The organism is Microbacterium sp. USTB-Y (genome assembly GCF_023703415.1).
Lineage (GTDB): Bacteria > Actinomycetota > Actinomycetes > Actinomycetales > Microbacteriaceae > Microbacterium.
Genome location: NZ_JAGMTU010000001.1, coordinates 407,770 through 433,216, shown reverse-complemented (window position 1 = coordinate 433,216; position 25,447 = coordinate 407,770). Strand labels below are relative to the sequence as shown.

24 protein-coding genes are annotated in these 25,447 nt (G+C 72.4%); 16 read left to right on the top strand and 8 right to left on the bottom strand.

What is annotated here, in order from left to right; all coding sequences use genetic code 11:
* The first annotated feature begins 49 nt into the window (after positions 1 to 49).
* Entirely contained in the window at positions 50 to 478 is a 429-nt protein-coding gene (locus tag J8G10_RS01950; RefSeq protein WP_251438793.1) for a DUF6157 family protein, read from the top strand.
* 13 nt (positions 479 to 491) lie between these two features.
* Here the strand turns inward: J8G10_RS01950 and J8G10_RS01945 are convergent, their stop codons facing one another.
* From J8G10_RS01945 to J8G10_RS01935, 3 genes are all read right to left on the bottom strand, one after another.
* A complete protein-coding gene (locus J8G10_RS01945; protein ID WP_251438792.1) occupies positions 492 to 674 on the bottom strand; it encodes a PspC domain-containing protein in 183 nt (60 codons plus the stop codon).
* A gap of 38 nt (positions 675 to 712) precedes the next feature.
* Complete coding sequence (locus J8G10_RS01940) at positions 713 to 1,354, bottom strand: NADPH-dependent F420 reductase (RefSeq protein WP_251438791.1); 642 nt, start codon at positions 1,352 to 1,354, stop codon at positions 713 to 715.
* A 122-nt stretch (positions 1,355 to 1,476) separates the two neighbouring features.
* Positions 1,477 to 3,240, bottom strand: a complete 1,764-nt coding sequence (locus J8G10_RS01935) for an ABC-F family ATP-binding cassette domain-containing protein (protein ID WP_251438790.1) — start codon at positions 3,238 to 3,240, stop codon at positions 1,477 to 1,479.
* A 369-nt stretch (positions 3,241 to 3,609) separates the two neighbouring features.
* On the opposite strand from J8G10_RS01935, the gene J8G10_RS01930 reads away from it, so the two are divergent.
* Positions 3,610 to 3,900: a hypothetical protein gene (locus tag J8G10_RS01930; protein ID WP_251438789.1), complete on the top strand. Its 291-nt coding sequence runs from the start codon at positions 3,610 to 3,612 to the stop codon at positions 3,898 to 3,900.
* Here the strand turns inward: J8G10_RS01930 and J8G10_RS01925 are convergent.
* Positions 3,864 to 4,541 carry an alpha/beta hydrolase gene (locus J8G10_RS01925; RefSeq protein ID WP_251438788.1) on the bottom strand — a complete coding sequence of 226 codons (678 nt, stop codon included), beginning with the start codon at positions 4,539 to 4,541 and terminating at the stop codon, positions 3,864 to 3,866. The genes J8G10_RS01930 and J8G10_RS01925 overlap by 37 nt on opposite strands.
* A gap of 158 nt (positions 4,542 to 4,699) precedes the next feature.
* Between J8G10_RS01925 and J8G10_RS01920 the strand changes: the two genes are divergently transcribed.
* On the top strand, positions 4,700 to 5,326 hold the full coding sequence (locus J8G10_RS01920; RefSeq protein WP_251438787.1) for an NUDIX hydrolase family protein: 627 nt from the start codon (positions 4,700 to 4,702) through the stop codon (positions 5,324 to 5,326).
* A gap of 102 nt (positions 5,327 to 5,428) precedes the next feature.
* Here J8G10_RS01920 and J8G10_RS01915 read toward each other — a convergent pair whose 3' ends face one another.
* A complete protein-coding gene (locus J8G10_RS01915) occupies positions 5,429 to 6,496 on the bottom strand; it encodes a low specificity L-threonine aldolase (protein WP_251438786.1) in 1,068 nt (355 codons plus the stop codon).
* 114 nt (positions 6,497 to 6,610) lie between these two features.
* Between J8G10_RS01915 and J8G10_RS01910 the strand changes: the two genes are divergently transcribed.
* Together J8G10_RS01910 and J8G10_RS01905 are read left to right on the top strand one after the other, a co-directional pair.
* A complete protein-coding gene (locus J8G10_RS01910; RefSeq protein WP_251438785.1) occupies positions 6,611 to 8,059 on the top strand; it encodes an MFS transporter in 1,449 nt (482 codons plus the stop codon).
* 83 nt (positions 8,060 to 8,142) lie between these two features.
* Positions 8,143 to 8,790, top strand: coding sequence for a TMEM175 family protein (locus J8G10_RS01905; RefSeq protein WP_251438784.1), 648 nt, complete (start codon positions 8,143 to 8,145; stop codon positions 8,788 to 8,790).
* A gap of 37 nt (positions 8,791 to 8,827) precedes the next feature.
* On the opposite strand, the gene J8G10_RS01900 is transcribed toward J8G10_RS01905, so the two are convergent.
* Complete coding sequence (locus J8G10_RS01900) at positions 8,828 to 9,517, bottom strand: SDR family oxidoreductase (protein WP_251438783.1); 690 nt, start codon at positions 9,515 to 9,517, stop codon at positions 8,828 to 8,830.
* 110 nt (positions 9,518 to 9,627) lie between these two features.
* Positions 9,628 to 11,058, bottom strand: a complete 1,431-nt coding sequence (locus tag J8G10_RS01895) for a DUF6421 family protein (protein ID WP_251438782.1) — start codon at positions 11,056 to 11,058, stop codon at positions 9,628 to 9,630.
* A 72-nt stretch (positions 11,059 to 11,130) separates the two neighbouring features.
* On the opposite strand from J8G10_RS01895, the gene J8G10_RS01890 reads away from it, so the two are divergent.
* From J8G10_RS01890 to J8G10_RS01840, 11 genes are all read left to right on the top strand, one after another.
* Positions 11,131 to 11,583, top strand: a complete 453-nt coding sequence (locus J8G10_RS01890; RefSeq protein ID WP_285813935.1) for an Lrp/AsnC family transcriptional regulator — start codon at positions 11,131 to 11,133, stop codon at positions 11,581 to 11,583.
* Between the two features lie 241 nt (positions 11,584 to 11,824).
* On the top strand, positions 11,825 to 13,141 hold the full coding sequence (locus J8G10_RS01885) for an aminotransferase class I/II-fold pyridoxal phosphate-dependent enzyme (protein ID WP_251438781.1): 1,317 nt from the start codon (positions 11,825 to 11,827) through the stop codon (positions 13,139 to 13,141).
* Positions 13,142 to 13,911: 770 nt separating this feature from the next.
* Positions 13,912 to 14,895, top strand: coding sequence for a 1,4-dihydroxy-2-naphthoate polyprenyltransferase (locus J8G10_RS01880; RefSeq protein WP_374208743.1), 984 nt, complete (start codon positions 13,912 to 13,914; stop codon positions 14,893 to 14,895).
* A gap of 114 nt (positions 14,896 to 15,009) precedes the next feature.
* The gene (locus tag J8G10_RS01875) at positions 15,010 to 15,684 is read left to right on the top strand and encodes a TlpA disulfide reductase family protein (RefSeq protein ID WP_251438780.1); all 675 of its coding nucleotides are present in this window, start codon (positions 15,010 to 15,012) and stop codon (positions 15,682 to 15,684) included.
* A 24-nt stretch (positions 15,685 to 15,708) separates the two neighbouring features.
* The gene (locus J8G10_RS01870) at positions 15,709 to 16,470 is read left to right on the top strand and encodes a cytochrome c biogenesis protein CcdA (protein ID WP_251438779.1); all 762 of its coding nucleotides are present in this window, start codon (positions 15,709 to 15,711) and stop codon (positions 16,468 to 16,470) included.
* Positions 16,471 to 16,546: 76 nt separating this feature from the next.
* A complete protein-coding gene (locus tag J8G10_RS01865; RefSeq protein ID WP_251438778.1) occupies positions 16,547 to 18,355 on the top strand; it encodes a cytochrome c biogenesis protein ResB in 1,809 nt (602 codons plus the stop codon).
* A gap of 19 nt (positions 18,356 to 18,374) precedes the next feature.
* Positions 18,375 to 19,382: a c-type cytochrome biogenesis protein CcsB gene (gene ccsB, locus J8G10_RS01860; RefSeq protein ID WP_251438777.1), complete on the top strand. Its 1,008-nt coding sequence runs from the start codon at positions 18,375 to 18,377 to the stop codon at positions 19,380 to 19,382.
* Between the two features lie 112 nt (positions 19,383 to 19,494).
* The gene (locus J8G10_RS01855; RefSeq protein ID WP_251438776.1) at positions 19,495 to 20,688 is read left to right on the top strand and encodes an SLC13 family permease; all 1,194 of its coding nucleotides are present in this window, start codon (positions 19,495 to 19,497) and stop codon (positions 20,686 to 20,688) included.
* 91 nt (positions 20,689 to 20,779) lie between these two features.
* Entirely contained in the window at positions 20,780 to 21,412 is a 633-nt protein-coding gene (locus tag J8G10_RS19520) for a response regulator transcription factor (protein ID WP_251438775.1), read from the top strand.
* Positions 21,409 to 22,677: a sensor histidine kinase gene (locus J8G10_RS01845; RefSeq protein ID WP_251438774.1), complete on the top strand. Its 1,269-nt coding sequence runs from the start codon at positions 21,409 to 21,411 to the stop codon at positions 22,675 to 22,677. Before J8G10_RS19520 ends, J8G10_RS01845 begins: the two co-directional genes overlap by 4 nt.
* Positions 22,665 to 23,693, top strand: coding sequence for a hypothetical protein (locus J8G10_RS01840; protein WP_251438773.1), 1,029 nt, complete (start codon positions 22,665 to 22,667; stop codon positions 23,691 to 23,693). The genes J8G10_RS01845 and J8G10_RS01840 overlap by 13 nt, the downstream gene beginning before the upstream one ends.
* Here the strand turns inward: J8G10_RS01840 and J8G10_RS01835 are convergent.
* Positions 23,660 to 25,228 carry an SLC13 family permease gene (locus J8G10_RS01835; RefSeq protein ID WP_251438772.1) on the bottom strand — a complete coding sequence of 523 codons (1,569 nt, stop codon included), beginning with the start codon at positions 25,226 to 25,228 and terminating at the stop codon, positions 23,660 to 23,662. The genes J8G10_RS01840 and J8G10_RS01835 overlap by 34 nt on opposite strands.
* Positions 25,229 to 25,447 lie beyond the last annotated feature (219 nt).

The window sequence follows — 25,447 nt, the reverse complement described above, 5'->3', positions numbered from 1 at the left end:
GTCGCGGATCGCCAAGCCCGAGGTCGGCGCACGGTGCGAGCATGGTTCCATGGCGGTGCACACAACGAACTACACGAGGACGTTCATCGAGGTGGCCGAGGACTGCCCGACCGATCACGCCCAGGAGCCGCCCGCGGGCCCTGCGACGACCGCGGCGAGCGTCCCCACGATCGCCGCGCTGCACTACCGCATGATCGCGGAGCACCCCTTCGAGCACACCTCGGACGACGTCGTCTTCTCCACCTGGGCGCTGCGCCGCGGGCTGGATCCGGCCGACGCCGAGGCCCGGGCGGCGTTCTTCGCGAAGGGTCAGGCATGCCTGCGCGCCTCTCCGCTGGGCAAGCGGTACGGCTGGGGCGTGCTCAGCGACGCCGAGGGGCGGGTCGCCCTGGTGCCGCGCGAGTCCGAGGAGTACGCCCTGCTCGCGGCGGATCCGGAGCTCGGGCACACCCGCGCGATGCGGTCCAAGCGCGCCTGATCGGCGGCCGCGCTCAGCGCTCGTTCGGGATGACGATCCACAGCACGAGGTAGACCCACAGCGGGAGCCCGGCGAAGATCATCGCGATGACCGCGATGATGCGCACGAGCGCGACGGGCATGCCGAAGCGGCGGGCGAGGCCGGCGCACACGCCGGCGATGAAACGGCCCTTGCGGGGGCGGACGAGGTCGCTCATGGCCCCATCCTGCCCCCGCCGCCTGGGCGGCTGCTGGATCAGGGCAGGCGGTTGGCGATGGCGAGGTTGGCGCGCAGCTCCTCGGCGTTCTGCCGCGTGACGTAGGCCGGGCGGTCTCGTTCGAGGCGCCACGACTCGCTCAGCGGGCCGGCGCTCACGGTGTCGAAGCCGAGGCGGTCGTAGAGATCGGTCACGAAGGCGACCGCGGCGTCGTCGTCGCCCGCGGTGCCGAGGGCGCGCCGGTCGGGCGTGCCCGCCGGGGATCCGGTGGTCAGGATCTCCTCGGCCCGGATCTGGTTGAACGCCTTCACGACGGTCGATTCGCGCAGGTGGGCCTGCACCAGCTGGGAGGTGGTGGTCTCGCCGCGGTCGAGGGCCTCGATGCGACCGTCCCGCTCGAAGTAGTAGTTGTTCGTGTCGAGCACGAGCTTCCCGGCGAGCGGAGCCGCGGGGACGTCCTTCAGGGCCTTGAGCGGAACCGTGACGACGGCGACGTCCGCGGCCTCGGCGGCCCCGGTCGCGGTGGACGCCGTCACGTGCGGGCCGAGCCGTGCGACGAGCCCGGCGAGCGTCTCCGGGCCGCGCGAGTTCGCGATCACGACGTCGTAGCCGAGGCCGGCGAAGGCCTCCGCGAGCGCGCTGCCGATGTGTCCTGCACCGATGATTCCGATCGTTGTCATGACGTCCGCAACAGCGCGCTCCCGCGGTCGCATTCCCGACGCGCCGGAACCGCGAGGCCGTGCGCCCGGCCGGACCAGGGAGAGGGCCGGGCCGGGCGCGCGCGGGGACCGCGGGGGCCGGGTCAGGTGCCGAGCGCCACCTCGGAGAGCACGCCCTCCGCATCGAGCTCGAGCGTCAGATCCAGGTCCAGCCGCCGCAGGAAGGCGTCGTCGTGGCTGACGATCAGCACGGCCCCGCGGTAGGCGCGCAGCGCCTGCACGACCTGGTCGACCGTGTCGAGGTCGAGGTTGTTGGTCGGCTCGTCCAGCACCACGAGGTGCGGGGCGGGATCCCCGAGCAGCAGCGCCGCGAGGGCGACCCGGAAGCGCTCGCCGCCGGAGAGCGCCCCGACCGGCCGGTCCATCGCCGCACCCCGGATGAGGAACCGCGCGAGCCGGTTCCGCAGCTCCTTGTCCGGGATCTCCGGGGCGCGGGCGGCGACGTTCTCGACGACCGTGGCCCGGTCGTCGAGGCCGTCGATCCGCTGCGGCAGGTATCCGATGCGGTCGGTGTGGCGTGCGCAATTCAGGCCAGAAGCCGCGGGAGTCCCGGAATCGGCCGTTTCGGCCGTCGTGTCGGAGAGCGAGCCTGAATTCGGTACGGCTCCGAGCGGTACTTTCGGCACGGCGCCAGGTTTCGGCGCGGGATTGTCGCCCGGTTCCGGCTCTGCTGAGAGCGGAGCCGGGGTCGTGGTGCCGGCGCCGTCGACCAGCCGGCGCAGCAGCGTCGTCTTGCCGACGCCGTTGCGGCCGATCAGTGCGACCCGCTCGGGGCCCTGGATCGTCCAGGACCGCTCGCCGTCGCCGATCGTGGCGATGCGCCGGGCCCGGGAGACCCCCGGATCCGGCAGCTCGATCTTCATCGCGGCGTCGTCGCGGATCCGCCGGCCGGCCTCGTCGAGCGCGGCGCGCGCCGCTCCCTCCTTCTCGGCGACCTCGGTGCGCAGGCGTCCCGCCGACACCTCGGCGGCCATCCTCCGGCCGTGCGCGACGATCTTCGGCACGCGCTTCTCATGCTCGGCCTTGTTCGCCATGCGGGCGCGCGTGGCGAGCTTGGTCTCGGCCTCGATGCGCTGCCTCTTCTCCTTCTTGAACGCCTGCTTGGCGTCCTTCTCGGCCTGCCGTGCCGCATCCTGCTCGGCGTCCAGCCAGGCGCGCCAGGCGGAGTAGGGGCCGCCGAAGACGCTGAGCTCGTGCCCGTACAGCTCGGCGGTGTCGTCCATGAGCTCGAGCAGCGCGACGTCGTGGCTGACGACGACGAGCGTGCCCCGCCACGATCGCACCATCTCGCCGAGCCGGGCCCGCGCGTCCCGGTCGAGGTTGTTCGTCGGCTCGTCGAGCAGCGTGATCGGCGCGCGGCGCGCCCGTATCCCGGCGATCGCGACCAGTACGGCCTCGCCACCGGAGAGCTCGCCCACGGTGCGGTCGAGGAACGACGGATCGAGCCCCGCCTCGGCCAGGGCGGCCGCGGCGCGGGCCTCGACGTCCCAGTCGTCGCCGACCTCGTCGAAGCGGGCGGGGTCGACGTCGCCCGCCGCGATGGCGCGGACCGCGTCGAGCGCCGCGGCCACGCCGAGCAGCTCGGCGACCCGGGCGTGCGTGTCGAGCGTGAGGCGCTGCGGCAGGTACGCCACGTCGCCGGTCGCGGCGATCCGCCCCGACGACGGGGCGAGCTCCCCGGCGATCAGCCGGAGCAGCGTGGACTTGCCGGATCCGTTGCGGCCGACGAGGCCGGTGCGGCCGGCTCCGAACGCGCCGGAGACGGCGTCGAGCGCGGTGGATCCGTCGGGCCAGCGGAACATGACGCGGTCGAGCACGACCGCGGAGGAAGGGGTGGGTGATGACATGGGGCGGCTCCCGGAAGATGTTCGGGTGCGCTGATGCCGGAGGATTCTGAGCCGGTCGCGGAGGGGACGTCGCGGAGAGCGGTCCCGGCTCTCGGGGGCAGGTCGCCGGAAGACCGGAGACGCCTGTGCCGAAGCGGCGTGGGCAGGAAGGAGTGTCGGATCAGCGCGTGGATGGAACGCGGAGGCGACGACTCAGATCAAGGGACTTCCTTACACGGCGGACAGGACCCGGACGACGATACCGGGCCCCCGAGGATCGTGCAACCCGGGCGTGTCGCGGCTCGGCGGCGCTACGTGCCGGCACGTTCCCGGATACGGATCCTCCGAGAGACGGATGCCGGGCGGCCCGGCCGGACCTAGCCTGGGGGGATGGTGGAGCAGAGGCCGGCCTCGGGCGAGACGTTGCGGCGGATGGGACTCGGCGTCGGGCTCGCGATCGGCATGGGCGTCGGGGTGGCGCTCGGATCCGCGCTGCACAACATGGGCACCGGCATCGCGCTCGGCCTCGTGGTCGGCGCCGCCGTCATGGTGCTGTTCACCTGGGCGGGCACGCGCATGCAGCGGGACGAGCAGCGCCGGCGCAGCGAGGCGGACGCCGCGGCCGGGGCGGACGAGGATCCGGATCAGCCGTCCGCGGGAGCGGGCTCGGCCGAAGACTGAAGGCTCTCCAGCCAGCCGTCGAGGAACCGGCGGACGTCGGCCAGCTCCTCCTCGGACACGCTGTGCGTGAGTCCCGGGTACACGCGTCCGGTCAGCTCGGCGTGATCCGGCAGCCACTGCGCGGTGTGCACGATGAGCGCGGGCGGGATGACGTCGTCGCGCGAGCCGCGTCCCCAGAACACCGGGATGCGCCTCTCGCGCAGCGCGGAGTCGCCGGGCAGCTCCCCAGGGGCCGCGTAGCCGCTGAGGTTCACGACCGCGGCGATGCGATCCGGATCCCGGCGGGCCGCCTGCAGCGCGACGGAGGCGCCCTGGGAGAACCCGAGCAGCGCGACGGACGGCGCGTCGGCGGCCTCGGCGTCGAGCCAGCGCAGCACGGCGTCGGCGGCGGCGGTCACGGAGGCCGGATCGCGGCGCTCCAGCTCGTCGATCGGATACCAGGAGCGCCCGGGCATCGGCCACGGCGCGGGGTGCGGGGCGGGGACCGAGGCCACGGCCGCGCCCTCGGGGAGGAACGGCACGAGCGAGAACAGGTCGCGCTCATCGGATCCGTAGCCGTGCAGCAGCACCAGCAGCGGGAGCGCCTCGCCCTGGCGGGCCCAGCGCATCGCGGTGCGATCGATCTCGACGGTTTCGGCCATGCGTCCATCCTGCCTCAGGGATCCGACCTCGCCCCGCGGGATCCGTGAGAGACCGGATTCTGTGTGACACACCATCCCCGCCGTGGTGTCTCACACAGAATCCGGTGTTTCGTCCATCGCGCTCACGGGTCCTCGTGACGCGCTGGTAGAAAGGGACCATGGCGGTACGCACACCCGACCCCGATCCGGCCGACGACGACGGCCTCCCCGACGCGCTCGCGGGAGGGCTCCCGTCGGGGCTCGACGGTCTGGGCGCCTCCGGCGGGGCGAACCCCGGCTGGCTGACCGACTTCGAGCTCGCCCAGGCCCGGCGCCGGCTGCCGATGCTCTACGTCGAGGCGGTGCCGGTGCGCACCGACGGATCCGGCATGGTGACCGACATCGGGATCCTCCTGCGTGCGACGCCGCTCGGCGAGATCACGCGCACGATCGTCTCCGGCCGCGTGCGCTACGGCGAGACCGTGCGGGACGCGCTGTTCCGGCACCTGGAGAACGACCTGGGCCCGATGGCGTTCCCGATGCTGCCGCCCTCGCCCGCGCCGTTCACGGTCGCCGAGTACTTCCCGCTCCCGGGTGTGAGCGCCTATCACGACGACCGCCAGCACGCCGTGTCACTGGCGTTCGTCGTGCCCGTGACGGGCACGTGCGAGCCGCGTCAGGATGCGCTCGAGGTGACCTGGTTCAGCCCCGAGGAGGCGGCGAGCGATGCGCTCGCCGCCGAGATGGAGGGCGGCCGGGGCACGCTCATCCGCCAGGCGCTCGCGCACCTCGGCCTGCTGCGCTGACCCGGGCCCGCTGTGCTGACCCGGGCCCGCTGTGCTGACCCGGGCCCGCTGCGCTGACCCGGGCCCGCTGTGCTGACCCGGGCCTGCGGCTGACCCCGGGCCTCAGCGGCTGGTCTCCTCGGCGACGAGGGCGACGAGGGCGTCGATGTCGGCCTCGGTCGTGTCGAAGCCGCACATCCAGCGCACCTCGTTGCGCGCCGCGTCCCAGTCGTAGAACCGGAAGGTCTCGCGCAACCGGTCGGCGACGCCGTCGGGCAGGGTCGCGAAGACCCCGTTCGACTGGGTCCGCTGCGTGAAGCCGACGCCCTGGATGGATCCGTCGGCGATCCCGGCCTCGAGCGCGGAGCGCAGCCGCTGCGCCATGGCGTTCGCGTGGCGGGCGTTGCGCAGGTACAGGTCGCCTTCGAGCAGCGCGATGAGCTGCGCCGACACGAAGCGCATCTTCGAGGCGAGCTGCATGTTGAACTTGCGGGAGTAGACGAGGCCGTCGGCGGCGCCCGGGGTGAGCACCACGATCGCCTCGCCGAGCATCGCGCCGTTCTTGGTGCCGCCGAAGCTCAGCACGTCCACGCCGGCATCGCGCGTGAAGGCGCGCAGCGGCAGGTCGAGCGCCGCGGCGGCGTTGGAGAGCCGGGCGCCGTCGAGGTGCAGCTTCATGCCGCGCTCGTGCGCGTGATCGGCGAGGGCGCGGATCTCCTCGGCGGTGTAGAGCGTGCCGACCTCGGTCGACTGGGTGATGGAGACGACCAGCGGCTGGGCGCGGTGCTCGTCGCCCCAGCCCCACGCCTCGCGGTCGACGAGCTCGGGGGTGAGCTTGCCGTCGTCGGTCGGCACGGCCAGGATCTTGAACCCGCCGATGCGCTCGGGGGCGCCGCCCTCGTCGACGTTGATGTGCGCGGTCGTGGCCGAGATCACGGCGCCCCAGCGCGGCAGCATGGCCTGCAGACCGGTGACGTTCGCGCCGGTGCCGTTGAAGACCGGGAAGGCCTCGACGCCCTCGCCGAAGTGGTGCCGGAAGACCTCCTGCAACCGCTCGGTGTACAGATCCTCGCCGTACGCGATCTGGTGGCCGCCGTTGGCCGCCGTGATCGCCGCGAGCACCTCGGGGTGGATGCCGGAGTAGTTGTCGGATGCGAAGCCCCGGATCGCGGGGTCGTGCTCGATGTTCACCGCACAAGTCTATTCGGCGGGGCCGCGCGCGATGGTCCGCCGGACCCGCGCCGGAGCCGCCCAGCGGCCGGGCTCGGGTTCCGCATGTCGGCGGTCCGTCCTACGCTCTGATCCATGAGGAGCACGGTCGCCTCCCGGGCGTTCGCCGGAGTGCTCGTCAACACGCTGATCGCCAACGTGACGACGAGCTTCCTCTGGTTCGCGCTCACGTTCTGGGTCTACATCGAGACGCGGTCCGTGCTCGCCACGGGCATCATCGGCGGCGCCTACATGCTCTTCATCGCGTTCTTCGCGATGGTCTTCGGCACGATCGTCGACCGGCACCGCAAGCACACCGTCATGCTGCTGTCGAGCGTGGTCTCGGCCGCGGCGTTCCTCGTCGCCGGGGGGATCTACCTCGCGCGGCCGGAGTCGTCGCTGCTGGATCTGGGCGGACCGTGGTTCTGGCTGTTCTCCGGGGTGATCCTGTTCGGCGGTGTGATCGAGCAGCTCCGCAACATCGCCCTGTCGACGACCGTGACCCTGCTCGTACCCGAGGAGAGGCACGCCAACGCCAACGGTCTCGTCGGCACGGTGCAGGGGGTCGCCTTCCTGGTGACCAGCGTGTTCTCCGGACTGTCGGTCGGATTCCTGGGCATGGGGTGGACCCTGGTGATCGCGATCGCCGCCATGGCGCTCACCCTCCTGCACCTGCTCTTCCTGCGGATCCCGGAGGAGCGCCCGCAGCCCGATCCCGGCGGCGCCGGGGCCCTCGATCTCCGCGGCAGCGCGCGGGCGATCCGGCAGGCGCCGGGGCTGTTCGCCCTCATCGTCTTCTCGACGTTCAACAACCTCATCGGCGGCGTCTACTTGGCGCTCATGGATCCGTACGGCCTCACCCTGTTCGACGCGCAGACGTGGGGCTTCGCCCTGGCGTTCTCCTCGACGGGATTCCTCATCGGCGGCGCCCTCGTGGCGAAGTTCGGGCTCGGGGCGAAGCCGATGCGCACTCTGCTGCTGCTGGTCATGGCGATGGGCCTGCTCGGCGCGGTCTTCATGCTGCGGGAGTGGTGGCCGCTGTACGTGGTCGGCATGTGGATCTACATGGCGCTGGTGCCGCCGGTGGAAGCGGCGGAGCAGACGGTGATCCAGAAGGTCGTGCCCTTCGAACGGCAGGGCAGGGTGTTCGGCGTCGCGGCGGCCATGGAGGCGGCTGCCGCGCCGATCACCGCCTTCCTCATCGCCCCGCTCGCGGAGTTCCTCGTCATCCCCTACATGGACGGGGATGCGGGCCGAGAGCAGTGGGGGTGGCTGCTCGGCGAGGGTCACGCGCGCGGCATCGCCCTCATCTGCCTCTGGGCCGGCCTGATCATGGTGGTGGTCGCCGGGCTCGCGTTCCTCACGCGGTCGTATCGCCGCCTCACCGCCCTCTATGCGCAGGCGCCCGCGCAGGTGCTCCCCGTTGCGGGCCCGGCCGACGAGGGCGAGGCGCCCGCACAGGCGCTCCCGGTTGCGGGCCCGGCTGAGGGTGCCGAGGCGCCCGGGTCCGTGGAGGCCGAGGAGCGCGGCCGGCACGGACCCTGAGCAGCGCGGCGCGGAAGCACGGGATCCGCAGACCCGGGCGCGGTGCCTTGACCGGATCCGCTCCGATACGGGAGCATGCCGGAGTGAGCCAGCCCGCCGACCCCATCCCCGAGGACTCGTCGCAACCGATCCTCTCGGCCGAGCGGCTCAAGGCGTTCGTGGACGCGGTCGTCGCGATCGCCATGACCCTGCTCATCCTGCCGCTCATGGAGAACGTCACGGAGCTGGGGCGGGAGGGGAAGACGACGCTGGAGTATCTGCAGGAGGAGCAGGCACCCCTGTGGAGCTTCGCCCTGAGCTTCCTCATCATCGCCCTGCTGTGGATCAACCATCATCGCGTCTTCGACCGGGTCGAACGGGTCCGGATCCCGCTCGTCTGGCTGCAGGTCGGGTGGATGTTCACCATCGTCTGCCTGCCGGTGAGCACGGCGATGCTCGGGGCGATGCCCACGGACAGCACGCAGAAGATCGTCTACATCGGCTCTCTGCTCATGTCGTCCCTGTTCATGGTCGCGACGCGCGTGTACCTCTGGAGGCATCCGGCGCTGCATCGGATCGCGCCCGGGTCGCTGCGACGAGGCATCGTCGCCGAGATCGTCACGGCGACGATGTTCGCGATCTCGTTGATCGTCTCCATCTGCGTCCCCGCGATCGGGTACTCGGCGCTGTTCCTGCTCGTGCTGTCGGGTCCGATCCAGGCGCTCGTCGCCCGGCGTCAGCGCTCGTCCTGAACCGTCCTCCGCGGGGCGCAGGACGAGCCGGCAGGCGTCAGGCCACGTCGATGATGCGGTCGTTCAGCGCGGCCGCATCCTCGTCCCAGAGGGCGACGATCCGTTGCGCGACGGCGTCGATCGCGTCGTCCAGGCCGCGCACGCGCAGCACCACCGCGGCCGCGTGCAGCGGCTGCTCGTCGTCTCTGGCGGCCTTCGCGAAGCCCTGGGCGACGGCGCGGGTCCACGACTCGCTCGCCGCCTTCACCGCGGCGTAGTTGGCGCCCCCGGCGAGCGGCCGGGCGACGGCGGTGGAGGAGATGATCGCGAACCGTCCGGCATCGGAGGCGCGGAGGTCGGCGTCGAACGCGCGGCTCGTGACCCGCACGGCGGTGAACGCCTGCTCGAGAGCGCGATAGTCCTCCTCGGTCTGCCCGGCGAGGCCGCCGCCGCCGCGCCAGCCGCCGACCAGCGGGACGAGCCCGTCGACGTGCTCGCCGTCGGCCGCCAGGCGCTCGGCGAGGGAGGCGACCTCCGCCTCGTTCGTCAGCGAGCAGCGCTCGATGCGGATCGAGCCGGGGCCGGCGGGGTCGCCCGAGTGCAGCGCCGCCGCGAGCGCGTCGAGCTTGACCTGATCCCGCCCGACGGCGACGACGCGCGCCCCGGCGCTCCGCAGGGCGCGGGCGATCGCGAGGCCGGACGGGCTCGTGGCGCCGGCGAGAAGTACGGTGCGTCCTGCAGCGGTCATGCGGTGCTCCTGGTGATCGGCTCGGCGTGCGGGAGGAAGACGGATGGCGGGGGCTCCCGGGTCGATTCTGCATCCCCGGGAGATCCCCCGCCATCCCTGCGGGACTCCGGTCAGTCGTCGGTGCCGCGGATCCCCACGGTCGACTCGATGACCGGCTTCATCTTCTTGTCGAGCGTCTCGAAGAACATCGACAGTGGGAACTCGTCGTCCAGCACCGCGTCGGTGTAGCCCTTGGGGGCGCCGGCGAGGATCTCGTCCGACAGGCCGCGGGCCCACTGCGAGGCCGGGTGCGGGGTGAGCGTGCCGCGGACCAGCTCGTAGGCGGCGAGCCAGTGCGCCGTCTTCGGGCGGTCGATCGAGTGCCAGTAGAGGTCGTCGATCGCGTCGCCCAGGGCCACGACCGCGTCCGGGACGTTCTCCCAGTCGAAGGCGAGGGCCGTGTCGGTCCAGTGCAGCACGCCGCGCTGGTGCAGCCACGCGAACAGCAGCTGACCGCCGACGGCGTCGTAGTTGCGCGTCCGGGTGCCCGTAATGGCGAACCGGAAGATGCGGTCGAAGATCACCGCGTACTGCACGAGGTGCGCGTAGTCGTGCATCTCCTGCTCGGTGGCGGTGAGCTGCTCACCGGCGGCGATGCGGGCGTCGAACGCGCGCTCGATCTTGACCGACTCGCGGAACGCGGTCATGTCGCAGCGCATCTCCTCGAGCGAGTAGAGGAAGAACGGCATCCGCTGCTTGATCATGAACGGGTCGAACGGCAGGTCGCCGCGCATGTGGGTGCGGTCGTGGATGATGTCCCACATCACGAACGTCTTCTCGGCGAGCTCCTGGTCGTCGAGCATCGCCGCGGCCCGCTCGGGCAGCTCCAGGTTCGTGATCTCGCTCGCGGCGCGCACGACGCGGCGGTAGCGGGCGGCTTCGCGGTCCTGGAAGATCGCGCCCCACGTGAAGGAGGGGATCTCGCGCATCGCGACGGTCTCGGGGAAGAGCACGGCCGAGTTCGTGTCGTAGCCGGGCGTGAAGTCGACCAGGCGCAGCGAGACGAAGAGCTTGTTGCCGTAATCGCCGGCCTCGAGGTCGGCGATGAACTCCGGCCAGATCGTCTCGACGATGAGTGCCTCGACGAGGCGGTCGCTGGAGCCGTTCTGCGTGTACATGGGGAACACGACGAGGTGGCGGATGCCGTCGACGCGGTGCTGCTGGGGCTGGAACGCCATGAGCGAGTCGAGGAAGTCCGGCACGCCGAAGCCCTCGGCGGCCCAGCGCTCGAAGTCCACGACGGACGCGCCGAGGTACTCGGCGTCGTGCGGGAACGCGGGGGCGAGGGCGCGGATGCCGGCGACGATCGCGGCGACGTGCGTGCGGGCGGCCTCGTGGTCGTCCGCGTTCGGGACGGAGCCGTCCTTGATCTGCAGCGGGCGGATCGCGATCGCCGCGTCCTTGAGGAGCTTCCAGGCGGCGGACCGCTCCGCGACCGAGGCGTCCTCGACGACCTCGGGCTCGCCGATGAGAGCGTTGCGGGACGTGGTGGTGAGGGACATCGGGACCTCCGATCGAGGACTCGCAGGAAATATTCCTGCAGAATTGACTGAACTCAGGATATTATTCCAGATATGGACGATCCTGTCGACCTCGCGATCCTCGCCGCCCTCTCCCGGGACGGGCGGGCCACGCTCGCCCAGCTCTCGGATGCCGCGGGACTCTCGGTGTCCGCCGTGCAGTCCCGGCTGAAGCGGCTGGAATCGCGGGGGGCGATCGCCGGCTACCGCCCCGTGATCGACGCGGAGTCCGTCGGCAAGCCGCTGTCGGCGTTCATCGAGATCACGCCCCTCGACCCCGCCCAGCCCGACAACGCGCCGGAGCTGCTCGAGCACCTCGACGCGATCGAGGCGTGCCACTCGATCGCCGGCGATGCGGCGTACATGCTGTTCGTCCGGGTCGCATCGCCGCGCGCTCTGGAGCAGCTCGTGCGCGACATCCGCCTTGCGGCGAACGTCAGCACGCGGACGACCGTCGTGCTGCAGACGTTTTACGAGCACCGTCCGATCGTGCCGGCCGCGGGCTGAGTCCGGCCCGGTCTCGCGTCGCCCGGTCACCTAATTCAGGCTGCACCCGCGCTGCGAAGCGGATCCGGGCCGATCTGACCCCTTCCGCAGAGGCCCGGCCTGATTTGTGCACGCCCGATCGCTGAGCGAGGACGCGGTGCCTCCTCGCGCCGGATCCGCGCCGGGCCGGATCCGGACCGCAGACGCCCACGGCCTGCCGAGGATCCGCGCCGGGCCGGATCCTCCCCATAGGCTGGGAGACGTGGGCGAAGCGAGGATCCAGGGCAGCACGGCGCATGAGATCGCCGACTCGATCCGCGCCCTGATCGGCGCCGGCCGACTCGCACCGGGGGAGGGCCTGCCGACGGTGCGCGCGCTGGCCGATGCGCTCGGCGTGAACCGGAACACGGTCGCCGCCGCCTATCGGGCGCTCGCGCGTGCGGGAGCCGTGGAGAGCCGCGGGCGCGGGGGCACCGTGGTGACCGAACTGCTGCGCACCGAGGAGGAGGGCTTCGCGGCCGAGACCGTGTTGCGCGACCTCGGCAGCGGCAACCCGGATCCCGATCTGCTGCCGCTGCCGGTGCTCGCCGAGGTCGACCTGCGCACCCCCGCGCTCTACGGCGACGCGCTCATCGACGAGGGGCTGCGCACCTGGGCGACGGCCTGGCTGGCCGAGGCGCGGCCCGGTCCGTTCGAGCTGTCCGTCACCTCGGGCGCCGTCGACGCGCTGGAGCGGCTGCTCGTCGCCTCCCTCGCGCACGGCGACGTGGTCGGCCTCGAGGATCCGTGCTTCCTCTCCAGCATCAACGTCGTCAAGCTCGGCGGCTACCGTCCGTTCGGGATCCCCCTCGACGAGGAGGGGATGACCGTCGCGGGTCTCCGCGCCGCGATCGACGCCGGAGCCCGCACCGTGGTGTGCACCCCCCGCGCGCACAACCCCACCGGGATCAGCCTCAGTGCGGCGCGCGCCGCGGAGCTGCGGGCCGTGTTCGCGGAGGCGCCGCACGTGCTCATCATCGAGGACGACCACTACTCGCTGCTCTCGCGACGGCCCTACCACTCCGTGATCCCCGAGGGGCATCCGCGCTGGGCGCTCGTGCGCTCGATGTCGAAGTTCCTCGGCCCTGACCTGCGCCTCGCGCTGCTGGCCAGCGACGCCGACACCGCGGCGCAGCTGCGCACGCGGCTCTCACCCGGAAAGACCTGGGTGAGCCGGATCCTGCAGCGCGTCGCCGTCGGCATGCTCGACCACCCGGAGACCCCGGCGGCGCTGGAGCGTGCCGGGGCCCACTACGCCGAGCGCGGCGACGCCCTGCGCGCCCTGCTGCGCGAGCGCGGCATCACGGTGCGCGGCGACGACGGGCTCAACGTCTGGGTCGAGTGCGGGGTGGACGCGCGCGCCGTGTCGGAGGCGATGATGCGCCGCGGCTGGCTGGTGCGCACGGGCGGCGGTTTCCTGCTCGAGCCGGACGAGGCCTCGCCGCAGATCCGGCTCACGGCGCACACGCTCGACGACGCCGAGCTGCGCGTGCTCGCCGACGACCTCCGCGCCGCGATCGCCGACGCCCGCCGGCGCTGACCGGATCCGGCTTCGCCTGCGAGGTTGCCCCCCCCCCCCCCCGCTGGCGTGACCGGACCCCCGCTGGCGAGCCCGGACCCATCCGCGAGGCGCCCCCCGCCGGCGAGGCCGGCCCCACCCGCGAGACCGAACGCGGGTCCCGAGACCGACGAGGGGAACTTCGGTCTCGAGACGAGGGTTCGGTCTCATGGTTTCGCGGGCCCGCCGTCTCGGGCGCGCGCGTGTGGGCGGACGGGCGGACGGGCGGGCGAGACCGAACGCGCGTGCCGAGACCGACGATGGGAACGTCGGTCTCGGCACGAGGGTTCGGTCTCGTGGTTTCACGGGCGCGCGGTCTCGGGTGGGCGGACGGGCAGGCGGCTGTGCGGACGGGCGGGCGAGACCGAACGCGGGTCTCGAGACCGACGATGGAAACGTCGGTCTCGAAACGAGGGTTCGGTCTCACGGTTTCGCGGGCGCGGACGAGCGTGCGCGCGCGTGCGGACGGTCGGGCGGACGGGCGCGCGTGCGGACGGGCGCGCGGTCACGTGCGGACGGTCGGGCGCGCGGTCTCGGGTGGGCGGACGGGCCGGCGGCTGTGCGGACGCGCCGGCGAGACCGAACGCGCGTGCCGAGACCGACGATGGGAACGTCGGTCTCGAGACGAGGGTTCGGTCTCACGGTTTCGCGGACGCGGAGGCGCGCGCGTGCGGACGGACGCGCGGTCGGGCGCGGGCGGACGGAGGTGCGGCCGGTGGGGGCGCCACAACCGCCGCCGCTAGGATTCCGGGGTGGCGAACCGCAAGACCAAGAAGACCGTGCCCGCCTCTGCGCGCCCGGCGACGCACTCCCGCTCCGGCAATCCGGCCAAGCGCCCGGTCGAGCAGCTGCGGCCGGTCACCCTCGGCGACTGGATCGGGGCGGCGCGTCCGCGCACCCTGCCGCTCGCGATCGCGCCCGTGCTCGTCGGCACGGGGGCCGCGCGGCTGGGCGATCCGCAGTTCCACTGGGTGATCGCGCTCGCCTGCCTCGCGGTGTCCGTGTGCCTGCAGATCGGCGTGAACTTCACGAACGACTACAGCGACGGGGTGCGCGGCACCGATGCGCACCGGGTCGGCCCGGCCCGGCTCACCGCCTCGGGTCGGGTGAGCGCGAAGAGCGTGCTGTACACCGGTCTCGCCTTCTTCGGGCTCGCGGCGATCGCGGGGCTCGGGATCGTGGTCCGCACGCAGCAGTGGTGGATGATCGCCGTCGGCGTCGTGTGCATCGTCGCCGCCTGGTTCTACACCGGCGGCAAGCGCCCCTACGGCTACAACGCGCTCGGCGAAGTGTTCGTCTTCGTCTTCTTCGGGCTCGTCGCGACGCTCGGCACCACCTGGGTGCAGTCGCTCAGGCTCCCCCAGGAGGCATGGATCGGAGCGGTGGCGGTCGGCCTGTTCGCCTGCGCGGTGCTGCTGGCCAACAACCTCCGCGACATCGACCAGGACCGCGTGGTCGGCAAGCGCACGTTGACCGTCGTGATCGGTCGACGCGCCACCCAGATCCTCTACACGCTGTTCGTGATCCTGCCATTCCTGGCGCTCGTGCTGCTCGCGCTGTTCTACCCCGTGGCGTGGATCGGCCTGCTCGCGCTGCTCGCGGTCCTGCCCGCGGTCGTGATCGTCTGGGCGTACCGGCAGCCCGCCGAGCTGGTGATCGCGCTCGCCCTCACCTCGCTCGGCACGCTGATCTACGCCGGTGCGCTGTTCTGGGCGTTCATCGCGACGGCGGTCTGAGCGCGGGGCGGAGCCCGGGAGGCGGCCTGCGCGCACCGGCGACCGCGCCGCGACGGGCGGCGCCCCCAGCCCGCGCCCACCAGGCGCATAGAGTCCTTTCGTAAGATTCCGAGCATGCCTCTGAGTTCGTCGCGCCCGTCCGCGCCCCTCGAGACTGCCGCCGATCGCCCCTGCGTCCGTCGCATCCGGCGCCCGCGGGTCCTGACGGCGGGCGCCCTGGTGCTCGGCGCCGCCCTCGTCGCCGGTCTCGCCGGCTGCGCGAGCGATCCCGTCGCCGACCAGTACCGCAACGGCGACAACAAGGGCTACATCGGATCCGACGGCATGCGCGTCGAGGAGATCAAGCCGGCCGACCGCAGCAAGCCGGTCGCGTTCGCGGGCACCCTCGAGAACGGCAAGAAGTTCCGCAGCGCGGACATCGCGGGCGACGTCGCGGTCGTCAACTTCTGGTACGCCGCGTGCGGACCGTGCCGGGTCGAGGCCAAGGACCTCGAGTCCGTCTGGCAGAAGTTCGACGGGAAGGGCGTCTCGTTCGTCGGCGTCAACACATACGACCAGCCCGGCACGGCGCAGTCCTTCAACGAGAAGTACGGCGTCACCTACCCGAGCATCATCGACGTCAACACCGGCGACGCGAAGTACGCCTTCGCCGAGGTCACGTCGATCCAGGCCACGCCCACGACCCTCGTCCTCGACAAGCAGGGCCGCGTCGCGGCACGCGTGATCGGCCCGATCGGATCCGCGTCGATCCTGGAGACCCTCGTGCAGGACGCCCTGAATGAGAAGTGACGCCCGGGAAGCGACCCCCCAGTCGTGAACATCGACGCCATCGTCGGGACCGGTGCGCTCTGGGCGGCGCTGCCCGTCGCCATGCTCGCGGGGCTCCTGTCGTTCCTCTCGCCCTGCGTGCTGCCGCTCGTGCCCGGCTACCTCGGCTTCGTCGGGGGAGCGGTGGGCGGTTCCGCCCCGCGGCAGGACGGCACGACGGCGGCGCCCACCCGGCGCCAGATGGTCCTCGGGGTGCTGCTGTTCATCCTCGGCTTCACGCTCGTCTTCGTGCTGTTCGCGGTCGTCGGCGGTGCGGCGAGCATGTTCTTCCTGCGCTGGGGCGACCTCATCACGCGGATCCTCGGCGCGGTCATCATCGCGATGGGCCTCGTCTTCATCGGCCTCTTCGGGTTCGCCCAGCGCACCATGCGGATGAACGTCTCCGGCCGCGCCGGGCTCATCGGCGCCCCGCTGCTCGGCATCGCGCTCGGCCTGGGCTGGAGCCCGTGCATGGGCCCGACCCTCTCGGCGATCGTGGCGCTCTCCTGGAGCGTGGGAGGCACGGGCCGGGCCGCCCTGCTCGGAGTCGCCTACTCGCTCGGCCTCGGGATCCCGTTCCTGCTCGTCGCCCTCGGATTCGGATGGGCGACGCGGTCGCTGTCGTTCCTGCGCCGGCACGTGCGCGCGGTCAACGTCGTCGGCGGCGCGCTGCTGATCGTGCTGGGCCTGCTCATGGTGACCGGCGTCTGGAAGGCGATCATGTCGAGCATCGGGGCGGTGATCGGCAGTGTCGAACTCCCGCTCTGACCTGACCGCCTCCGATGCCCCCGCAACGGCGGAGGAATCCGAGACCGTGCCCCTCCGCGAGCCTCAGGGACCGAGAGTGAAGAACCCGAAGAAGAAGCAGTCCGGCGCCGGCGGATCGACCGATCCGCTGCGCCCCAGCGACCACATCGACGGATCCGGAGACGCCGGCGGGGACGGCGTCGAGTCGCCGCGACTGAGCGTCGTGGGCTGGCTGCGCTGGGGCTGGCGGCAGCTGACGAGCATGCGCACCGCGCTCGTGCTGCTGCTCATCCTCGCCATCGCCGCGATCCCGGGCTCGATCTTCCCGCAGCGGATGGCGGATCCGAACGGCGTCACGCAGTACAAGGTCGACCATCCGGATCTGTTCCCGATCATGGACTCGATGCAGCTGTTCGACGTCTATCTGTCGGCGTGGTTCTCGGCGATCTACCTGCTGCTGTTCCTCTCCCTGGTCGGGTGCGTGATCCCGCGGATCAATCACCACCTGAAGGCGCTCCGCTCCCGCCCTCCCCGCACGCCCGCACGCCTGTCGCGACTGGACGACCACCGCGAGGCGACCCGCACCGTCGGCGGGACCGACGCGAAGGCCGCCGCGGCCGAGGCGATCACGATCGCGGAGAAGCAGCTGCGCGCACTGCGCTACCGCGTGCAGCGGTACGACGACGCACGCGGGTTCTCGGTGTCGGCCGAGCGCGGCTACGCCCGTGAGACCGGCAACCTGCTCTTCCACCTCGCCCTCGTCGGCGTGCTGGTCTCGGTCGGCGTGGGCGGCAGCTTCGCCTACACCGGTCAGCGCGTGGTCGTGCAGGGCACGAGCTTCGTGAACACGCTGCTCGACTACTCGTCCATGAACCGCGGCCGGTTCGTCTCCGACGACGCGCTCGCGCCCTACCGGATGCGGCTCGACTCGTTCGACGTCACCTACCAGCCCTTCGAGCAGGGCAAGCCCTCCTCGGGGCAGGCCGGCGACTTCTCCGCGAACGTCACCGTGTCGGAGCCGGGGCAGTCCTCGCACAAGGCCGCGGTGCAGGTGAACCATCCGCTCGGCATCGCGGGAGACCGCGTCTACCTGCTCGGCAACGGCTACGCCCCCACGATCACCGTCAAGAACGCGAAGGGCGAGGTCGTCTACCACGACTCGGTCCCCTTCCTGCCGCAGAACAACAGCACGATGATGTCGATCGGGATCGTCAAGGTCACCGACGGCCTGCCGGAGCAGCTCGGACTGCAGGGCTTCTTCTACCCGACCTCCGCGCAGCTGGCCAGCGGCGCGCTCACCTCGGTGTACCCGGCGCTCGTGAACCCCACCCTGACCCTCAACGTGTTCGCGGGGGACCTCGGCATCGACGACGGCACCCCGCGCTCGGTCTACGTGCTCGACACCGCGGGGATGACCCAGCTCACCGGCGGCAAGACCGGCGTGAAGTCGATCGAGCTGGGCCCGGGGGAGACCACCGACCTGCCGAACGGCATGGGCACGATCACCTTCGAGAACGAGGCGCCGCAGGGGGCGAAGGACTACGCGCAGTCGGTCAAGCGCTACGTCTCGCTGCAGATCCATCACGACCCGTCCGAGCAGTGGGTGCTCGGCTTCGCGGCGCTCGCCGTGCTCGGCCTGGTGCTGGCGCTGTTCGTGCCGCGCCGCCGGATGTGGGTCAAGGCCGTGGTCGTCGACGGCGCCGTGCGCCTGGAGTACGCCGGCCTCGCCCGGGGGGAGGATCCGACCCTGGCTGCCGCCGTGGAAGACCTCCGCGACGGGCACGCGCGCCTGCTCGACGCCGCGGGGACGACCGCGGCGAGCCCGGCGGTCGACGACGGGACGGACTCGGCGACCGCTTCCGAGCCCGATGACAGCGGACGCTCCGACCAGCTCGGCGACCGGTAGTGGAAAGTAGGCTGACACCATGAACTTCGACTCGATGTCGATCCTGACGATCTGGACCGCCGTCGCGATCTACGCCGCCGCCTTCATCGCGTACGCGTTCGACCTGGCCCGGCGCTCGCAGGTCGCGGCCGACGCGAAGGCCGTGGCGCCGGAGCGCGAGCTCGTCGGGGCGTCTGTGGGGGGACCCGCCGGCGGCGCGGGGAAGGCAGGCGCCGCGGCGTCTCCGACGGGGTCCGCCGGCGACGGCGGCACCGCCCCGACGCGTTTCGTGATGGCGCGCATCGGCACCGCCCTCACCACGCTGGGCTTCCTCTTCCACCTCGCCGGCGTCGTGCTGCGCGGCATCGCCGCCGGCCGGGTGCCGTGGTCGAACATGTACGAGTTCGCGATGACGGGCACGCTCCTGATCATCGCGGTCTACATCGCCGTGAACATCTGGTTCGACCTGAAGTACCTGGGCACGTTCATCGTCGGCCTCGTCGTGGTGCTGCTGGGCGGCGCCGCGACGGGCTTCTACACGCAGGTCGTGCCGCTGGCGGATCCGCTGAAGAGCGTCTGGCTCGTCATCCACGTCTTCGTCGCCTCGCTCGGCACGGCGTTCTTCGCGCTGGCCTTCGCGCTCAGCGTGTTCCAGCTCATGCAGGCGCGTCGCGAGTCGCGCATCCTCGCCGAGGTCGCGAAGCCAGGCCCGCGCTTCCTGGCGACGCTGCCGACGGCCGATCGGCTGGAGAGCCTCGCCTACCGCTTCGCGACCGTCGGCTTCATCCTGTGGACCTTCACGCTGATCGCCGGATCGATCTGGGCCAACGACGCCTGGGGCCGCTACTGGGGCTTCGACACCAAGGAGACCTGGACCTTCATCATCTGGGTGCTGTACGCCGGATACATTCACGCGCGCGCGACGCGCGGCTGGCGCGGCTCCCGTTCGGCGTGGCTCTCGATCGTCGGCTTCGCGGCGGTGCTGTTCAACTTCACCATCGTGAACCTGTTCTTCAAGGGGCTGCACGTCTACTCGGGCCTGAGCTGAGCCGCCCGGTCGGGCCCGCGAACCCCGTGATGGTCGTCCTCGTCCTTCGCCCGGCCCCCGCCGCGGATCCGCACCGCGGTCGGCGGGCGTGCCCGCCGGGGCGGAGACGACGGTGACCGCGCGACGGGCCCGCCTGCGACCCGGCGCCGTGGCGGTCGTCGCCCTGGTGATCCTCGCCGCGGCCATCGTGGCGACCGGGGTCCTGCCCGTCGCGGACGCCGAGGCGCTGGGCGCCCGCACGGCACCGGTGCTCGGCTTCGTGATCGCGATCACGATCGTCGCAGAGCTCGCGCGCCACGCCGCGGTGTTCGACGTCGTCGCGCAGCACCTCGCCCGATGGGGACGCGGCCGGGTGATCGCGCTCTGGGCCGCGGTGATCCTCCTCGCGGTGGTCAGCACGATCTTCCTGTCGCTGGACACGACCGCCGTGATCGTCACACCGGTCGTGGTGCTGCTCGCGCAGGGCGTCGGCGTCTCGCCCCTGCCCTTCGCGCTGGCCACCGTGTGGCTCGCGAACACGGCGTCGCTGCTGCTGCCCGTCTCGAACCTGACGAACCTGCTCGCGGCGCCGACGATCGGATCGGATCCGGCCGCCTTCCTGGCGCTGAGCTGGGCGCCGGCGCTCGCGGGGGTGCTCGTGCCCGTCGTGATCCTCACCGTCGCGAACCGGCGCGCGCTGTTCGGCACGTACCCGGCTCCGCCGCAGGCGCAGCCGGCGGACCGCGTGCTGCTCCTGGCATCGGCCGCCGTGCTCGTCGCGCTGCTGCCGCTGCTCGCGCTCGTGCGCGACGTCTGGATCCCCGCGACGGCGGCGGCGCTCATCCTCGTCGTCCTGTTCGCGTTCCGCCGGCGCAGGGCGCTGCGTCTCTCGCTGGTGCCGTGGCAGGCGCTCGGCCTCGCCGCCGCGCTCTTCGTGATCGTCGAGGCCGCGCACGTCCGCGGCCTGGCGGCGCTGCTCTCGCCGCTCGCCGCGACCGGGCACGGACCGCTCGAGCTGCTGCGCATGGCGGGCCTCGGCGCCCTCGCCGCGAACGGCATCGACAACCTTCCCGCCTATCTCGTGCTGGAGCCGATCGCCTCGCACGACCCCGTCGCGCTCATGGCGCTGCTCATCGGCGTCAACCTCGGCCCGCTGGTGACCCCCTGGGCCTCGCTCGCCATCCTGCTCTGGCACCATCGGATCACCGCGCTCGGACTGTCGGTGCCCTGGGGCCGCTTCGCCCTGTGGGGCCTCGGCGGCGCGACGGCCACGGTGATCGCGGCGACGCTCGCGCTCGCGGCCGTGTCGGGGACCGCCGGGTCGTGAACCGCCGGCCGGTCGGGCCCAGGATCCCCGCGCGCCGGCGTTCTCGCCGTCGATATGCTGTGACACAACCTCGGAGGACGGCGGCGCAGCGGTGACCATACGGATCGGGATCGTCGAGGACCACCCGGCGATGATGCTGGGCACGGTCGCGATCGTGAACGCCCAGTCCGGGATGAGGGTCGTCGCCGCAGCCGGGTCGGCGCGGGAGGTGCTCGCGCAGTCGCAGAACCTGCAGGTGGTGCTGCTCGATCTCGCGCTCGGCGACGGCTCCACGCCGGCCGCCAACACCCGCCGGCTCACGGAGGCGGGCGCGAGGGTCCTCGCCTACACGTCCGGCGATCGGCCGCAGCTGGTGCGCGAGGCCGCGCAGGCCGGCGCGGTGGGGATGATCCGCAAGACGGAGCCGGTGAAGGCGATCGTCGACGGCATCAGGGCGGCCTTCCGCGGCGAGGTGGTCGTCGGTGCGGACTGGGCGGCCGCGCTCGAAGGCGACCGGCTCCTGGTGGATGCGCGGCTCACCGCCCGCGAGGCGGAGGTCCTGGCGCTGTACGCGTCGGGCGCGACCGCCGATCAGGTCGCCGAGATGCTGTTCCTGTCGCGCGAGACCGTGACGGAGCACATCAGCAACATCCGCAAGAAATACCTCGCGGTCGACCGGCAGGCGCCCACCAAGGTCGACCTGTTCCGCCGCGCCGTCGAGGACGGACTGGTCGAGGCGCGGTGACCGTCCCGCCGTCTGCCGTCGGCATGGGGAGCAGATCCGCCGATCGGCGTCTCGGAGGAACCCGCTCCGCCGGTTCCGGCTCTCCGGGGAGCAGCACCGATCCCGACACCGCCGTCTCAGACGGGCGCGTCGCGCACATCGACCGGCTGCTGGGGTGGGTCCTCGCGCTCTGCGGGGTGGTGATCGTGCTCGCCGCGGGATCCCGGGTGCGGCTGACGCCGGCCCAGTTCGCGCCCTGGTGGGCGGCGCTGGCCTTCGGGACCGTCGGGATCCTGCTGGTGCTCGTGGTGACGGGCCGGATCCTGCCGAACCCGTGGCTGCGCGTGCTGTGGATCTCGGCCGTCGTGGCGACCGTGGCCGCCCAGGCGACGGTGTTCGCGGGGTACACGGGCGGCGATCCCGACACCCTTCGCCCCTGGGTGTGGGCGCTCGAGCCGATCATGATGTGCTTCGTCGCGCTGCTCGCTCGATGGCCGGTCGTGCTCGGCTACATCGTGCTGAGCCCCCTGCTGCCGGTGCTGTCCGGCGCGGTGTTCCTCGGGCGGATCCCGCACGAGGCGATGCTGCAGGCGCCGGTGCACCTCGGCAACGGCGCGTTCGTCGCGATCATCTACGGCATCCGCGCCGGACTCCTCGAGCGGGAGCGCGTGGCCGAGCGCAACCGGCGCATCTCCGAACGGCGGGCGCAGGCGCGGTCCGTGGCGGAACGGCAGCAGGTGCTGGCGCGGATCGTGCACGACGAGGTGCTGTCCACGCTGATCGCGGCGACCCGGCTGCCGGGCGAGCCCGTGCCGGAGCTGCGCGTCGCCGCACGCACGGCGCTGCAGGCGCTGGAGCGGGCCGCCGCGGGACCCGGAGCATCGGCCGAGATCGCGGTGCACGAGGCGGTCGAGCGCCTCGCGGCGGCGGCCCGGCGCTGCGCTCCGGGGGCCGAGGTGCGGATCGGCGCCGTGCGCGGCGCGGAGGCCGAGGCGGTGCCGGGTGCGATGCTCGACGCGGCCGCCTCCGCGATGTCGGAGGCTCTGCGCAACAGCGTGGTGCACGCCCCGGGGTCGCGGCTGCGCGTGCGCGGCCGGCTCGACGCCGCGAGGCTGCGCCTGACGATCGCCGACGACGGGCCCGGGTTCGACGAGGGCGCGATCCCCGAGGAGCGGCTCGGGGTGCGCGAGAGCATCCTCGGCCGGATGCGGGCGCTTCCCGGGGGGAGCGCCTCGGTGCGCGCCGACGCCGCAGGAACCGTCGTGGAGCTGGGGTGGCGGAGGTGAGCCCGGGGTCGGCGGCTCTGGGGCTCTCCACGCGGACGGCGCGGGTCGCCCTGGTCCTGGTCTGGGCGACAGGACTCGTCCAGGCGCTGCTGGCGGGACGGTTCTCGGTGCTCGGCGGGGCGATCGGCGTGCTCAGCTATGCGCTCCCGCTGCTGGGCGCGATCCTGGTGACCTCGCGCCGACCCGGGCCGCTGTCGCGGGGCGCGGCGCTGATGGTGCTGGGCGGCGTGCTGTTCGTCGCGCTGTCCGTGCTCGCCTTCCTCGGCGTCACGGACCGGGGGGCGAGCGAGATCTGGCTGTTCAGCGCCAACTCCTACCTGGCGGCGCTGCTCATCATCCGCCGCAACACGTTCGCCGGCGTGGCGGGCGCCGTCGGCGTCCTCGCCTTCGTCGTCGTCTGGGGCACCGCCACCGGCCAGCGTCCGGAGGACCTCGTCGAACTGGTCGCCCCCGGGATGAGCGCGGCGCTCATCGGCGCGCTGTGGGCGGGCGTGCTCGCTGTCGCGGTGCGCCGGGAGCGCGCGGCGGCGGTGCGGGCGGAACGGGAGCAGCGCGAGGCGCGGGCGGCCGAGGCGGTCGCGTCCGCGTCGCGCAGCGAGGTCGCGGGCATCCTGCGGCTCGCGGGGCCGCCACTCTCCGATCTCATCGCCGGCCGGACGATCGAGGCTGAGTTCCTGCGCGAGCTCACGGTCGTGGAGGGCGCGATCAGGGATCGCATCCGGGCCGCCGACCTGGCCCACCCGCGGCTGGAGCGCGCCATCGCCGGCGCGCGGGCGCGGGGCGCGCACGTCGTGCTGCTGGGCGCCGAGGGGGCGGGCGGTCGCCCCATGCCGGATGCACTGGCCGATGCCATCATCGATGTCGTCGAGGCGTCCGCCGGGATCACGATCCAGGCGCGCGGAGAGCGTCCGGGCGGGATCGTCTCGATCCTCGCGCGTCTCGGCGACGGCCCGAGCGTGCGGATCCTGCTCGACGAGCAGGGTCAGCGGGTGAACGGCCAGATCATCGGCACGTAGAAGACGGCGACGGCGAAGTACAGCAGCATCAGCGGCAGGCCGAAGCGGGCGTAGTCCCCGAAGCGGTATCCGCCGGGCTCCATGACCATGAGGTTCGCCGGTGTCGCGACCGGGGTCAGCAGCGCGGCGGCGCCGGCGACCGTGAGTCCCATCAGGAAGGGCAGGGGCGAGAGGTGCATGGTCGAGGCGAGCGCGACCGCGACCGGAGCAACGATCAGCACCGTGGCCGTGTTGCTGATGAGCTGGCCGAGCACGAGCGTGATGAGCACGATCACCGTGAGCGCCGCTGTCGGCCCTGCGCCGCTCAGCCAGGTCCCGAGACCGTCGGCGATGAGCGCGGCCGCTCCCGTGGTCTGGAACGCCGTGGACATCGGGATCATGCCGGCGACGAGCACCACCGTGGTCCAGGAGATGGAGCGGTAGGCGCGGGTGACGCTGACCACGCGGGTGAGCACGAGGGCGAGCGCGGCGAGCAGCCCCGCGACCGCGGCCGGCACGATCCCCGTCGCCAGCAGGACGATCATCGCCCCGAGGATCACCGCCGCCCGCTTGGCGCCCGCCCCGAGGGGCACGGCCCGACGCAGGGTCGCCGGGTCGTCCACGACGAGCACCTCGTCGCTGCCGGAGGTGTGCCGGTGCAGATCGTCCCAGGTGCCGTCGAGCAGCAGCGCGTCGCCCGCCTGCACGTCGGCCCCGTGGTCGGACAGCGTGTCCTCGCCGCGCTTGACGCCGAGGATCACGAGATCGCCGCTCGGCGTGCACATGCCGGGGAACACGTGCAGGCCGATCAGCGGTGAGCGCGGGGGGACGACGACCTCGGTGACGCCCCGGCCGGAGGTCATCAGCGCACGGTCGGCGTCGATCGCGTACTCGGCGCGCAGCGTGGCGGCCAGTTGCTCGAGATCCACCGGAACGGACTTCGGGGTGCGGTGCGGCAGCAGCCGTTTCCCCAGGAGCAGGATGATCGCCAGCGTTCCGATGACGAGGGGCAGCCCCGCCAGGGCGAACTCGAAGAACCCGAACCCGCGCCCGCCGGACTCCTCGGCCAGCTCGGAGACGATGATGTTCACCGGAGTCCCGGTGAGGGCCAGCATGGATCCGGCGTGCGCCGAGAACGCCAGCGGGATGAGCAGCTGCGACGGGCTGAGCCGTGCGCGGGCGGCCACCACCACGACGAGCGGGAGCAGGGCGGCGACCGCGCCGTTGACGCTGATCACCGCGGTCACGACGGCGACGAGCAGCCCGATCGTGAGCAGCAGGGACCTCTGCCGGGTGCCCGCCCGGCTGATCACCTGCTGCCCCGCCCAGGCGACGATGCCGGTCGATTCCAGCGACTCGCTGACCACGAACAGGGAGGCGATGAAGAGCACCGTCGGATCGCCGAAGCCGGCCAGCGCCTGCGGGAGGCTCAGCACGCCGGTGAGGTACAGCGCGAGGGACACCGCGATCGCGATGGCGCCGAGCGGGATCCGGTTGGAGACGAAGGCCACGACGGCCACGACCAGGATGATCAGGGTGACGATGATCGGATCCATTCGCCTCACCCTAGGTGCCCCGCCGAGCCGGACCAACCCCCAGGTCTGGGGGGCGGGGTTGCACCCGGCCCGGCGCCTCGGAATCATCGGTTCTGTGCCGAATGCCCGCCCCTCCTGCGGGGGACGCGGCACCGCAGGGTCGTCGCCGCGACCGGGCGGATCCGTCGGCCTCGAGAGCAGCTGAGAGAGGTGCGCGACGTGACTCTGCGCCGAGATCCC

Coding starts and splice junctions, on each gene's coding strand:
- J8G10_RS01950 (WP_251438793.1), top strand. CDS start 50: ATGGCGGTGCACACAACGAACTACACGAGGACGTTCATCGAGGTGGCC.
- J8G10_RS01945 (WP_251438792.1), bottom strand. CDS start 674: ATGAGCGACCTCGTCCGCCCCCGCAAGGGCCGTTTCATCGCCGGCGTG.
- J8G10_RS01940 (WP_251438791.1), bottom strand. CDS start 1,354: ATGACAACGATCGGAATCATCGGTGCAGGACACATCGGCAGCGCGCTC.
- J8G10_RS01935 (WP_251438790.1), bottom strand. CDS start 3,240: ATGTCATCACCCACCCCTTCCTCCGCGGTCGTGCTCGACCGCGTCATG.
- J8G10_RS01930 (WP_251438789.1), top strand. CDS start 3,610: ATGGTGGAGCAGAGGCCGGCCTCGGGCGAGACGTTGCGGCGGATGGGA.
- J8G10_RS01925 (WP_251438788.1), bottom strand. CDS start 4,541: ATGGCCGAAACCGTCGAGATCGATCGCACCGCGATGCGCTGGGCCCGC.
- J8G10_RS01920 (WP_251438787.1), top strand. CDS start 4,700: ATGGCGGTACGCACACCCGACCCCGATCCGGCCGACGACGACGGCCTC.
- J8G10_RS01910 (WP_251438785.1), top strand. CDS start 6,611: ATGAGGAGCACGGTCGCCTCCCGGGCGTTCGCCGGAGTGCTCGTCAAC.
- J8G10_RS01900 (WP_251438783.1), bottom strand. CDS start 9,517: ATGACCGCTGCAGGACGCACCGTACTTCTCGCCGGCGCCACGAGCCCG.
- J8G10_RS01895 (WP_251438782.1), bottom strand. CDS start 11,058: ATGTCCCTCACCACCACGTCCCGCAACGCTCTCATCGGCGAGCCCGAG.
- J8G10_RS01890 (WP_285813935.1), top strand. CDS start 11,131: ATGGACGATCCTGTCGACCTCGCGATCCTCGCCGCCCTCTCCCGGGAC.
- J8G10_RS01875 (WP_251438780.1), top strand. CDS start 15,010: ATGCCTCTGAGTTCGTCGCGCCCGTCCGCGCCCCTCGAGACTGCCGCC.
- ccsB (WP_251438777.1), top strand. CDS start 18,375: ATGAACTTCGACTCGATGTCGATCCTGACGATCTGGACCGCCGTCGCG.
- J8G10_RS01835 (WP_251438772.1), bottom strand. CDS start 25,228: ATGGATCCGATCATCGTCACCCTGATCATCCTGGTCGTGGCCGTCGTG.